Source organism: Candidatus Methylomirabilota bacterium (assembly GCA_035936835.1).
In the GTDB taxonomy this organism is placed as follows: domain Bacteria; phylum Methylomirabilota; class Methylomirabilia; order Rokubacteriales; family CSP1-6; genus AR37.
In genome coordinates, this window is sequence record DASYVT010000172.1 from 1 (window position 1) to 11,381 (window position 11,381).

Genomic DNA, 11,381 nt, shown 5'->3' on the forward strand with positions numbered 1-11,381 from the left:
GCCCGCTCGTGAGCTCCACCGTCGCCAGGATGCGGCGGCCGTCGCGGGAGACGTGCTGGCGGTCCGGCCCCGCGCCGTCGAACGGCGTTACCACGCGGGCCACGCGCGCATCGTTGCGGAGGGGCGCGAGGGCCCGCGCGACGGCGTCGCGGAAGGCTGGGTCCTCGGCGCGAAGGGACGCGCTGCCGAGGATGAGCCCGAACGACGGGGGCTTCTTCGGCAGCTCCCGCTCGATGAGGGCGATGGCGCGTCCCGACTCCGTGAACCTCGGCAGCGGGTTGTTGTCGAACGTCGCGCCCCGGACGATCTGCCAGACGGAGGGGGCCAGCGACAGCACGGAGAGCGCAAGGACGGGCCATCGGTGTCGGTGGACAAAGCGGCCCCAAGCGGCGAACACTACGTGTCGGCGTGGAGGACGGTCGGCAGCGATCTGGCCGGCGCGTAGAATGACGGTTCCGGCATGCCGGCCAGGCACTGCCGCGCGAACTCGATGAGGTGATGGCTCACGATGACGCTGTGGATGAACTGCTCGAAGCGCCCGGTGCCGAGCATCCGCGCCGCCATCGCCCAGAAGGCGCGGCGGTAGTCGCCGCGGACGCCCAGGCGCCAGAAGAGCCGCGCGAAGATGCCGAGCCCCCGCCGGATATTGTGCGGAGCGAGCCGGCGCGGGTCCACGGGATAGGCGAGGCGATGGGGGAAGGTATGGGCCTGCTGGTGCGCGTAGCGCGCGTAGAGGAACGTGGGCTCGAAGGCCGCCTCGATGCAGCGCCGCCACATGTCGAGCACGGTGTCGTACGGCAGGAGGAAGTCCACGTTGGACTCCCGGCCCTCGCCGGGCACGAGCCGGTCCGCGCGCTCGAGTCGCGTCCAGAGCGGCGTCTTCGGCAGGGCGTAGAGCACGTTGATCGTGAGGATGGGGATCCGCGACGCGTGGATGAACTCGATGATCCGGTCCGCCGTCTCGCGCGTGTCAGTGTCGAGTCCGATGATGATGCCCGAGACGACCTCCATGCCGTAACGGTTGATTGTCTCGACCGCGTCGAGGATGGGCATGCGCAGGTTCTGCTGCTTGGACATCGCCTCGAGCGCCCCCGGTTCGGGCGTTTCGATGCCGCAGAAGATCGTGACGAAACCGGCCTCGCGCATGAGCCCGAGGAGGGCTTCGTTCTTGGCGATGTTGAGCGTGGCCTCGCAGGCGATCCGGAGCGGGTAGCGGTGGCGCTGCTGCCAGGCGACGAGGTGCGGGAGCAAGTCCAGCGCCGCCTTGGGGTTGGCGATGAAGTTGTCGTCCACGAAGTAGACTGACTGGGCCCCGCCCTCGCGCAGCCGGTCCAGCTCGGCCACCACCTGCTCGGGCGTCTTGAGTCGCGGGTTCCTCCCGTAGAGCGCGGGGATGTCGCAGAACTCGCAGGTGTAGGGGCAGCCGCTCGAGAACTGGACGCTCGCCAGAAAGTACTCCGGGATCGAGATCAGCTCATAGGCGGGCATCGGGAACGCGGCGAGGGGGAGGCGCTCGCCCGTGGTCAGGACGACCTGGCGCTCGGGCCGGCCCTCGAGGCCGTCGAGCCTCTCGATCAGCTCGTCCGTCGCGTCCCCCATCTCCCCCACGTGGAGGAAATCCGCCTCGGGGTACATCTCCGGGCAGCCGGAGACGGACGGGCCGCCCACGGCCACGGGCCGGCCGCAGGCATGCGCACGGCGCATGATGTCTTCGATGTGGGGGCGCTGGACGTGCATGCCCGACACGAGCACCGCGTCGGCCCAGCGAAAGTCTTCGGGCGTCGCCGCCTGCGCGTTCTCGTCCACGAAGCGCACGCGCCAGGACTTGGGCAGATAGGCGGCGATGAGCAGCAGCCCCTGCGGCGGCATGAAGGCGCGGACGCCGCCCAGGAGCGCGTAGGCGTGGTGGAAGGTCCCGAACGACGGCGTGTACTGCGGGAAGACGCAGAGGATATTGCGGGCCGTTGTCGGGCTATAGGGGGTTCGCATGCGTGATGGCCGGCCTCGGCCGCTTGGACAAAAGTGTACCATGGCCTTCAACCGATCAAGGAACGCCTTCCTCGCCCACTTCGGAGTTGCCCCGATCGTATTGGACCAAGGTCCACTAGGCAGCTCCCCGATGACGTCGCCTAGACTCAGCGTGTCTCCTTGAACACACGGGGCACAATGAGGAGGGATCGCCTTGGAGCGCTACGACCTGGTCATCATCGGCGGCGGGGCCGCCGGCATCAATGCGCTGAAAACTGCCGTCACACTCGAGGCCCGGGTCGTGCTCATCGACCGAGGGCCGCTCGGCGGCACGTGCGTCAACCGGGGGTGAATTCCGAAAAAGACCTTGGTAAGGTCAGCGCGGATTCACCGGCTCGCGAAGGACGCGGCGCGGTTCGGCACGATTGCCGGCGCCGTCGAGCTGGACTGGCCGGCGGTCGTCCGCCGGCAGCATGACATCGTCAAGGAGTTTCAACCGCTCCCGGCGTCGCTGGCGCACGCCGGTGCCGAGGTCGTGCTGGGCGAGGCCAGGTTCAGCGATCCGCACACGATCGCCGTGAACGGCTCGGCCCTGTGGGGCGAGAAGATCATCATCGGCGCGGGATCCGCGCCCGTCATGCCTGCGGTACCGGGTATCGATGCCGCGATCACGTCGGACGAGATCCTGTTCCTTCCCGTCTTTCCGCCGCGTCTCGTCATCGTCGGCGCGGGGGCCATCGGTCTCGAGATGGCCGCCGCGTTCAGCGATTTCGGCGCTGACGTCACGGTCATCGGGCAGGAGAGCGAAATTCTTCCCGCCTTCGACCCGGACGTCGCCGGCTATGTCAGGAAGATTCTCGAGAGCCGAGGCATCACGTTTCATCTCGGCGCGACGCTCACGGGCTTGTCCGGAACACGGGGCGCCGTGACCACGCACTTCACGCATCACGGCGAGCCGCGCGCGCTGACGGCGGACCAGGCGTGCCTGGCCATCGGACGCCGGTGGAGCCCCGTCCCGCTCGGAGCCGAACGCCTCGGTCTCGAGATGGGCCACCTCGGTCTCAAGGTCAGTCCCTATCTGCGGACGTCCGTGGCGCACATCTACGCCGCGGGGGACGCCGCCGGCAACAGGCAGCTCACGCCCGTGGCCGCGTACGAGGGTCGTCTCGCCGCTCACAACGCGCTCGAAGGCGACCGGATGACCACCGACGAACGGATCGTGCCCCAGGCGATCTTCACGACACCGGAGGTCGCCAAGGTTGGTCTGACCCACCGGGAGGTGGAGGCCAGCGGCGTCCGGTGCCACGTCGCGACCCACGACATGCGGGGGGCGTCGAACGGCCGCGCCACCGGCGAGGACGACGGGTATCTCAAGCTGGTGTTCGACGCCATCGACGAGCGGCTGCTCGGTGTCCAGATGGTGAACTATGCGGGCGCCGAGCTCATCCAGATGGCGGCGATGGCGATCCGCAGCGGCATGACGGCGGATGCGCTCGCGGCCCAGCTCTCCGTCCATCCGAGTCAGACGGAACGCTTCATCACGATCGCCGCCCACGACCACCACGAGATCTGTGAGGTGCCGGAGCGCCCGTGAGGCCGTAAGCGCGTCCGCACGCTCGGCCTCATCCACAAGGCCGGTGACGACCACCGGGCCTGGCGCAAGCAGCGGGAGTTCTTAGCCGGCTCTCGCGGCCTCCTCGACGTTGATCTCCCGGGCCGAGGCGGGTGGGTGGAAGGGCCTCCGTCTCGCGTTCGACCCACCGCTCGGACGCGGCGCCGCAGAAGCAGGTGACCCGCTCGAGATAGCCTCCGGCGACTCCATCTTGCCCACGTCGCCGGTCAATGCCCCCGCCCTCGGCCTTCGTGCTTGCCACGGTCCCAGGGCTCCTCACGCTCCCGCCATGCCCGCTCGTGGGCTTCCTCGTGCCACTCACGCCCGTAATGAGCCTCCCACTGCGGCGGCGCGTCACGACGGCCCCCCTTCCAATGTGGAGGGGGCACGCGGTAGTAGCGGACGGGCACGCGGAGAAGGGGCATCGGGACGTGCGCAGGCGCGACCCCCGCCCACGGGCCGTTCCAGGTATGCCCGACGTACCATCCACCTCCGGCGAAGAGCCAGTACTGATGAGCATAGAAGAAGATGTTCTCGGGAGCGCGAGGAGCGTAGTAGACGGCGGCTCCGGGGATGACCATGAGTGTCGGCGGGCCCGGGAGCTGAATCCCGATGTTGACACCTACTTGAGCATGCACGGGTTCCGTCACTGCCAACGCGAGCAGCGCCGCGAGCACGAATCGTTTCACGGTCTCACCGCACACATGCTCTCGCGCGCCGCTAGGCACCCGGAGCCTCGGGCGCGGTGCTGTCGGACGGGGAAAAATCGGCGCGCTCCTTGAGCATGTCGTGGATGGGGTGACCGCTCAGGATGCGCGCCAGCTGATCGGCATCTCCGATGGGACCATGCTCGGCACGAAACCTCATGATGAGCTCTACCTCGGCGGGGCTGAGTCCGGGAAGCTCGAGCAACTCTTGTGCGTTGGCCAGATTGACTCTCACTCGGGTTGGCATACGCGCCTCCGTGGCTGCGAAGTGAGAAACACAAACGCCCCCGGCGGCGGTTGCACGGCCACGAAGGGCAGCGATAGACCGAGGGCTCCGGGCGGTTGATTCACCGGGCGCTCTCCTTAGAGTGTCGCTCGATCAGCCGTTTCGTCAATAGGACGAGACCGAAAATCTGCGTCCATTCTGACACGATGTTTCCGACGACCTGCCCCCATTTGGCCTCAGAGTTCATCGACGTATAGAGCGCAATCCAACCGATTCCCGTGACGATGAGAAAAAGGCTAAGAGAGTGGTCGCGCAGTCGCTGCAGGACGGGACTCTTTCGTACAAATACTTGGTCGCAAATACCATGACCACGACGCCCGACCAGTCGGCGATTGCATTGCCAAAGAATGAACCAAGATGGGTGCTGGAGCTGGAGACACTGTACAGACAAATCCACACGATGAGGATACCGGCCGGGGCGATGCTCAACGAATGCTGACGAACGAAACTGTGTGTGCGACTATGTGTGTCGGCCATTCCGAATCCCCTATCCCTGTGCTTCACGATGCCGGGGACGCGGCGTGGGCACTCTCGAGCGTAAGCCCCAGCTGGGTCAGCGTCCGTTGCGTATCGAGCACGGTCGTCTCGACGTGATCGGCCCCGGCCGCGAGCAGGTGCCGGCGATCGGCATCCTTTTCGTCGTGGAGACCCCAGCGACCGACCACGATCTTGAGCTCTGGACATTGCGAACGTAGGCGCTTACAGAGATGCCGCGCCTGGCTCAAGCCGCCCGGAGCCACGGCCCCGATGCAGAGGAGCGCGGGGTGGTGCAGGGCGACCCAGGCGACCACTTCGGCCGTGAGCATCGAGGCGCCGATCATCTCGATCCGGTACCGCGCGGGGTCCAGCAGATGTCGCACCATCTCGAGCGCCAGGGCATCCGCCTCATCGCGAGCGGGACACCCGACGATCCTGACCCGGGTGTCGGCGCCGGAGTCACTCACGGACAGGTCCCCGGGGTCCCTCTCTGAGGGGGCGGGAGCGTCGTGGGCGAGCACGTCGAGGATCTCCCGGGTGGCCTGTCCCACGAACTGCGCGTCACCCTCCGTCAACAGACCGCGATCACGGTCCTGCTTGGCATAGTAGAGCGCGGGCAGGAGCACCGCGTCGTAGACCGACTCCCGTCCGTCCGCGCTCACGTAGGCCTCGACGATGTCGGCCGCCTCGTCCTGGTCGCGCGCGAGCAGTCGCTGGTAATAGCGCGCCTTGGCCTCGATGACCGGCCGGTCTCCCATGAGCACGACGAGGAACCCCAGGGCGGGCAGGTGCCTGCCGAGCACGAGGAGGCAGACCGTCAGGGGCGTCGCCAGCAGCAGGCCCACCGGTCCCCAGAGCCAGGTCCAGAAGGTCACCGCTACCAGGAGCGCGACCCGCGATACCCCGGCGCTTTGACCGTACAACCACGGCTCGATCACCATGTTCGTGACGAGCTGTATCGTGAGGAACAGACCGACGACCAGCGCCGGTTGGAGCCACCCTGGGAAGACCGCCAGGCTGAGGGCGAGCGGCAGGAGCGCCGCGCTGTATGTCCCCACGTACGGGATGAACCGAAGGGCCGCCGCCAAGGTCCCCCAGGTGACGGCATAGGGAACCCCGATCAGGAATAGGCCGAGTCCCACGGCCACGCCGAAACTACCGTTGACGATGGATTGCATGAGCAGGTACTGGCTGATGCGCGCCCCGGCTTCGTCCAGGGCTCTGGTCGTTGCCGTCACCCGCCGATAGCCGATCAGCAAAATCACCCGATCCCGGAGCTCCCGGCGCTCGAGCAGCATGAAGACCATGAGCACGGCCACGACCACCGCGCTCGTCAACGCTTGGAGGAGGCTTGGCAGGTGGGCGAGAATGGACGGGGACTCCAGGGCGACGGCGATCGGCTTTTGACTCGTCACGCCCGGCTTGTCCGTCTTCTGGATCTCGCTGACGACGTCCTCCACAGTCTTCTGAACCTTCTCCATGGAGCCGCCCTTGCTGGCCCCGCGAAGGTCCGCGATTCTGTGGCGGATGTTCAGGCTGTACCGCGGCAGCTCGTCCGCGAGCGTCACCATCTGGCGAGTGAGCGTCCAGCCAATCCCGCCCAGGATCGAGAGGACGAGGAGGACAGTTACGAGGACCGCCGGGACCCGACCCAGCCCTCGCCGCTGGAGGGTGTCCACGACGGGACTCAGGAGGAACGTCAGCAGGACGGCCAGCGCCAGCGGGATCAGCACGCCCTGCAGCCAATACAAGGCCGCTACGACGAGCGCAATGATTCCCCAACCCTTATTCATGTCCGTTTCCCCAAGAGCAGATGTGAAGGGCCACACGGAGAGCAAGCCGAATCGCTGCCGGGGGGCATCCTATTGCTTCAGCGCGACGACCCGCCCCTCGGAGTTTACAAACACCCGGTAGCGGTTCCCGTCCTGGCATGACGCAATGTAGTCGTTCTCACCTTGCCGCACGACACTGACGACCTGACCACATGGCAATGCCTGGAGCGCGATCACGGCCGTCAGATCCTTGAGGACCGATGCGTCATCCGCGGCGAACGACGGCCCGGCGGAGAGCATCGTCATCACAACGCTGAGGGCCCAGCCCTTTACACGTTTTCTCACAGCGCTTCTCCTCCCGTCAGGTTAGAGCGTTGCAAACTTGGCCGGATCCGCAAGGACGCCCCAGATCGCTTCGCGCGACGCCGCGATGGCTTGAGCCAGCACTGGGTCACTGTCCTGCAGGAGAGACAACACCTTGAGGAGAAGAAGATTGTACCGTTCCCGAAGCTCGGTCAGGACCCCTCCGGTCCGCCCCTGGTGGAACGCCCGAAATTGAGTCAGCAGGTCATCGACTTGATTTTTGAGCGAGATCTTGGAGAACAGGCCGATGGCCTTGGTGTCTCGGAGTCGCTGCTCCAGGGATGCCAGGTCCAGGGGTGGCGACGTCTCCTGCTTCCCCGGGCCTGGAGCGGCGCTCTCCTTCTTCCGAGGCTGCTCCGTGGTTGCGGGGGAAGCGGGAACCTTTAAGGGGGTCTTAGCGACTGAAGGGGTCTTAGCGTCCGGCGAGTCGGTCGTGGCGACGCTCTCGTCTGTGGGACGCGTTGTGGATGGCGTGGCCGGCTGGACCACCGGCTCGACCCCAACGGCCTCGCCTTGCGTCACGCCGGTCACTGCCGGCTCGCGCGGCGGCACGCTCTCTACCCTGACGCAACCCGCCGCCAGGAGGAAGAAGAGGAGTCCGACGATACGCAATCCGGGCATCAACTATTCCTCAGTACGACTCTCGACCGATCCGACGCTCGGTCGGACACGAGTTCACCATGCAACTCAGCTGCGATCCAGTTACTCATTGCGGGGGCTCCTCACCATTGTATGGCAACCGCGTGTACTTACGGCGGCATCATGGCCTGACGGCGACGACCTCCACCCGCCGGTTGAGCGCGAGGCAGCCGTCGTTGGCCTCGCGGCACACCGGGGCCCGAGCGCCGAAGTCGCCGGCCGAAATCCGGCTGGGCGAAGAGTGCGAGCGAGCGAGGGGCTCGCGTACGGACTGAGCTGCTCGCCCTGCGACCGACTCGTCCGATCCCCTGACGTCGCTCCGCTTCGGGGATCGATCACAGAAGAGGAAGCGACAGAAACTCCTCATCCGAACCGATCACTTAATTGCCTTCACTCTAGCGGGCTGAATCCCGCTCCCCAAGTGGACCTTGGTCCAATAGGCGGGGGCCCTGCTGCACAGTGCCCACAGCCTACTGGGTTAACCTGTAAGCCACGGTCAGGCCGCGCACCGGGGGAACGATTTCCAGCGAAGAACCGGACCGGCCACGGGCCCGGCTCCGCGCCCGGAGGTCCATGACGGGCCGGATCCGGGAGCATCTCAGGGGTCATGGGGCGTCAGTTATCTGACTTCTTGGCGCGCCGCCGCCGGTTGCACCTCTTCCCAGGTCACTCGCCGGACGTCAACGCCTCATGGAGGGAGAAATGATGATCGCGGAAGAGAATGCCCAGCATCACCAGCGCAGCGACGAGGTTCCCACCGAGGATCGCCCATGGGCGGAGCGTGTTGAACAGCCACGAACCCAGGACCATCATCGCCAGGAACACGGCCACTTCGAAGCAGCAGAAGAGCATGAACACGCCGATCAGCACGTGCCGGTCACGCTCGGCGAGAGCGAACAGGCCCGCGGCCGCCACCCCGAAGACGAGAAAGATCAGCCCGTGGACTGCCGTGTACTTCAGGACGATGGCCGGCGCGATCGTCAGCGTGGCGGTATCTCGCAGACCCTCGAAGAGCACCGCGCCGAGTAAAGCCGGGGTTCGGAACGGCGTGCCGGCGGCTAGGTCATACAGGAAGAACCAGAGGGCGACCGCAGCAGCGCCCGCGAGCCCGACCAGAATTCCCTCGTACAGTATCCTCTCTCGACCCATGATCATCTCCTCGCCGTAACGCGGCGTCCTCGTTGTGGTGATCGACGTCCCCGCGGACCCCCGCGAAGCGGCCAGCTGCCCTTCTCGTGAGTCCAGAGCCCCCTCGAGAGGCGCCGTGCGGTAGGCGCGCGCCGGCTTGCTGGAGGCTCACTCAGGAACGCGCAGGCGCCGTCACAGCCTCACTTTAGTCGGCCCGATTCCGTCTGCCTATTGGACCTTGGTCCATCCCGATCGCCCTCGGAAGCTCATCGACTGCCGGGAAGCGCCGGAGGCTGTGAGACGGCCCCCAGGGCCGCCGTGTCGGAGAAGATGCTTTATGTTACTTACGCGTCGACGAGATCAACGTCGAAACGTTCAAGGGCATGGTCCAGTTGAGCGGCCTCGTCAGATCTCAGGCGGACATCGACAAGGCGGTCCAAGTCGCCGGCGCGATCGCGGGCGTGAAGTCCGTCAAGAATGACATGCGGATCAAGTGAGGGCAGGTCGAGCCGTCACTCGCTGAAGCTCTGAAGAGCCTAAACTTCGGGAACGGCAGTCCTCCCCCCATAGGGGAACAGTGTCCACGAAACCCGTCAACTCCACATAAAGCCCGTTCTCGGACACGGCGGCCCTGGGGGCCGCCCCTGGGGGGTAGCGCAGGCGATACGGCAGCGTCAAAACACACTGGCGCACCGGTACCTGTGGCAGCATCTCGTCGACCAGAGAGGCGGCGCGCTCGGCCTTCCGTCGCCCCCCACAGCTCGGACAGATGCCGCGTCGCTTGCAGGAGAAGGGCACGAGGCGCTCGAAGGTCCAGTCGGCGCACCGAAGCCGCGCGAAGCCATGGGCCAGGACTCCGCACGTGAGGAACTCGCGGAACTCCTGCTCGACGAAGCGGGGCAGGCCGTGTCCGTCGCCCCGGTCGGAGGCTTCCCGCAGGAAGGGCTCCAGATGTTTGCGGATGAGCGCCATCGCGCCCTGCGGCCCGTTCATGGGCGGTGGGAACTCTCTCTCCCCTCAGAGACGACGGGATCACACCCCCCGACTCGGGGTCCGGCCCCGGCGTGATGACATCACGCCCGGCGCGAGCGACGCGCGTCACTGGATGGCGTGGCTCGTTCCGTCGCCTCTGACCCGATCCGTCCCCGTCGGACGCACTGGTGAATTGACTCCCACGGAGCCTTCGGGATCTGGCACAGGCCTACGCAGGCCGTCGGGCGGTGGTCGGGGGAACGATGCCGTTCAGGCGGAGATAAACGACGAGCTGTCCGTGGTGATTGCGAAACTGATAGAGCGGCCCCAGCCAGAACGTGAAGCGGGTCACCATGCGGTCACCGAAAGGAAATTTTACTTGCTCGAGCAGCTGGGCATCGGTCAGCGAGCCAAGCATCTCCTGTCCTGTCTGAAGCGTTTGCTTCAGCAGAGTGATGACTTCCGCCTTCGTCATGGCCTTGTGCGGCTGCCCTGACTCGCTCTTGGTCCCCTTTGCGCTGTCGATGAAGCGTTGCGTTATGCCGGTCACATGCACCAACTGATCGCGAAATGTCGAGATCTCCGGCGTTGGCTTGTACGCATACTTCTCCTCGGGCATCGCTTCGGCGACGTCGATGATGTCGGCCGTGGCCCGCTGCCAGGTCGCCACGAGCTCCTTGACCACGCTCGGCGACGTGCCTTGCGCAAAGACTGAAGGCGCAGCGGCCGCGACGGTCGCCATGGCGCCGCAGAACAACAGGCACGCGTAGATGACGTTTTTCATGTTCGCCTCCCCATCGATTCATCCAGAAACATTAACTGCAGTCTCCACCACGCCGTCCGACCCAGTGATCCTGCACCTGCGCCAGGGCCGTCGTCAAGGGCCGCGTGAGCCGTCAGCGACACAGCCGTCGGTAGAGTGCTTCGTAGCGCGGCACGATGATCTCGGCGGAGAACCGTTCACGCGCGCGAGCCTGCGCGGCCCGGCCGAGGGCGCCCCGGTGTGTCTTGTCGTGGATCAAGCCCTCGAGCGCGCTGGCAAGTGCGGCGACGTCGCCGAACGGAACCAGCAGGCCGCTCCGATTGTCTTCGATCACCTCTGGGATCCCACCAACGCGGGTCGAGACGCTCGGGCAGCCGAAACACATGGCTTCGAGGATGCTCAGACAAAAACTCTCCGTTTCAGAGGTGAACAGCCCGACGTCGGCGACCTGAAGGTAGTCCTCGATATCGTTGACCTTCTCGCGGACGATCACGCGGTTAGCCAGGCCGAGCCGCCGCACGTGTTCGGCGAACGGCGCGAACGGTTCCCCTGCGAGGATGAGGAGCCTGAAGTCGTCCCGCGGGCGGACGCGGGCGACGGTCTCCAGCAAGAGATCGATGCGCTTCCCCGGGCGGAGATTGGAGGAGTGGAAAACGACGACTTCCTCCCGCAGGCCGAGCTCGCGGCGCACCTC

Annotated in this window: 12 protein-coding genes and 2 pseudogenes; 3 read left to right on the plus strand and 11 right to left on the minus strand. The window is 66.1% G+C overall.

Annotation, left to right across the window (positions count from 1 at the left end):
• Together VGV06_15360 and VGV06_15365 are read right to left on the minus strand one after the other, a co-directional pair.
• The coding region (locus VGV06_15360) for a hypothetical protein (protein ID HEV2056525.1) at positions 1-337 on the minus strand (337 nt) is incomplete at its 3' end.
• Positions 338-396: 59 nt separating this feature from the next.
• Positions 397-1,989, minus strand: coding sequence for a B12-binding domain-containing radical SAM protein (locus VGV06_15365; GenBank protein ID HEV2056526.1), 1,593 nt, complete (start codon positions 1,987-1,989; stop codon positions 397-399).
• A gap of 193 nt (positions 1,990-2,182) precedes the next feature.
• Between VGV06_15365 and VGV06_15370 the strand changes: the two are divergent.
• Both VGV06_15370 and VGV06_15375 read left to right on the plus strand, forming a co-directional pair.
• Positions 2,183-3,118, plus strand: a pseudogene (locus VGV06_15370) (NAD(P)/FAD-dependent oxidoreductase).
• A 48-nt stretch (positions 3,119-3,166) separates the two neighbouring features.
• Positions 3,167-3,562 carry a hypothetical protein gene (locus VGV06_15375; GenBank protein HEV2056527.1) on the plus strand — a complete coding sequence of 132 codons (396 nt, stop codon included), beginning with the start codon at positions 3,167-3,169 and terminating at the stop codon, positions 3,560-3,562.
• A gap of 245 nt (positions 3,563-3,807) precedes the next feature.
• Here VGV06_15375 and VGV06_15380 read toward each other — a convergent pair whose 3' ends face one another.
• From VGV06_15380 to VGV06_15405, 6 genes are all read right to left on the minus strand, one after another.
• Complete coding sequence (locus VGV06_15380) at positions 3,808-4,269, minus strand: hypothetical protein (protein ID HEV2056528.1); 462 nt, start codon at positions 4,267-4,269, stop codon at positions 3,808-3,810.
• A gap of 31 nt (positions 4,270-4,300) precedes the next feature.
• Positions 4,301-4,534: a helix-hairpin-helix domain-containing protein gene (locus VGV06_15385; protein HEV2056529.1), complete on the minus strand. Its 234-nt coding sequence runs from the start codon at positions 4,532-4,534 to the stop codon at positions 4,301-4,303.
• A 539-nt stretch (positions 4,535-5,073) separates the two neighbouring features.
• The gene (locus VGV06_15390; GenBank protein HEV2056530.1) at positions 5,074-6,843 is read right to left on the minus strand and encodes an AI-2E family transporter; all 1,770 of its coding nucleotides are present in this window, start codon (positions 6,841-6,843) and stop codon (positions 5,074-5,076) included.
• 69 nt (positions 6,844-6,912) lie between these two features.
• Positions 6,913-7,167, minus strand: coding sequence for a hypothetical protein (locus tag VGV06_15395; GenBank protein ID HEV2056531.1), 255 nt, complete (start codon positions 7,165-7,167; stop codon positions 6,913-6,915).
• Between the two features lie 21 nt (positions 7,168-7,188).
• Complete coding sequence (locus VGV06_15400) at positions 7,189-7,806, minus strand: hypothetical protein (protein ID HEV2056532.1); 618 nt, start codon at positions 7,804-7,806, stop codon at positions 7,189-7,191.
• Between the two features lie 684 nt (positions 7,807-8,490).
• A complete protein-coding gene (locus VGV06_15405) occupies positions 8,491-8,973 on the minus strand; it encodes a hypothetical protein (protein ID HEV2056533.1) in 483 nt (160 codons plus the stop codon).
• 323 nt (positions 8,974-9,296) lie between these two features.
• Between VGV06_15405 and VGV06_15410 the strand changes: the two are divergent.
• Positions 9,297-9,449 (plus strand): annotated as a pseudogene (locus tag VGV06_15410) (BON domain-containing protein).
• Here the strand turns inward: VGV06_15410 and VGV06_15415 are convergent.
• The 3 genes from VGV06_15415 to VGV06_15425 all read right to left on the minus strand — a co-directional run.
• On the minus strand, positions 9,442-9,924 hold the full coding sequence (locus VGV06_15415) for a transposase zinc-binding domain-containing protein (protein HEV2056534.1): 483 nt from the start codon (positions 9,922-9,924) through the stop codon (positions 9,442-9,444). The pseudogene VGV06_15410 and the gene VGV06_15415 sit on opposite strands and share 8 nt — an antisense overlap.
• A 229-nt stretch (positions 9,925-10,153) precedes the next feature.
• Entirely contained in the window at positions 10,154-10,708 is a 555-nt protein-coding gene (locus tag VGV06_15420) for a DinB family protein (protein ID HEV2056535.1), read from the minus strand.
• 112 nt (positions 10,709-10,820) lie between these two features.
• Positions 10,821-11,381 (minus strand): glycosyltransferase (locus VGV06_15425; protein ID HEV2056536.1); only part of this gene is annotated, 561 nt, incomplete at its 5' end.

What these genes read in the sequence shown, in the direction of transcription:
- VGV06_15365 (HEV2056526.1), bottom strand. Translation starts at nt 1,989, where the DNA reads ATGCGAACCCCCTATAGCCCGACAACGGCCCGCAATATCCTCTGCGTC.
- VGV06_15375 (HEV2056527.1), top strand. Translation starts at nt 3,167, where the DNA reads ATGACCACCGACGAACGGATCGTGCCCCAGGCGATCTTCACGACACCG.
- VGV06_15385 (HEV2056529.1), bottom strand. Translation starts at nt 4,534, where the DNA reads ATGCCAACCCGAGTGAGAGTCAATCTGGCCAACGCACAAGAGTTGCTC.
- VGV06_15390 (HEV2056530.1), bottom strand. Translation starts at nt 6,843, where the DNA reads ATGAATAAGGGTTGGGGAATCATTGCGCTCGTCGTAGCGGCCTTGTAT.
- VGV06_15400 (HEV2056532.1), bottom strand. Translation starts at nt 7,806, where the DNA reads ATGCCCGGATTGCGTATCGTCGGACTCCTCTTCTTCCTCCTGGCGGCG.
- VGV06_15405 (HEV2056533.1), bottom strand. Translation starts at nt 8,973, where the DNA reads ATGGGTCGAGAGAGGATACTGTACGAGGGAATTCTGGTCGGGCTCGCG.
- VGV06_15415 (HEV2056534.1), bottom strand. Translation starts at nt 9,924, where the DNA reads ATGGCGCTCATCCGCAAACATCTGGAGCCCTTCCTGCGGGAAGCCTCC.
- VGV06_15420 (HEV2056535.1), bottom strand. Translation starts at nt 10,708, where the DNA reads ATGAAAAACGTCATCTACGCGTGCCTGTTGTTCTGCGGCGCCATGGCG.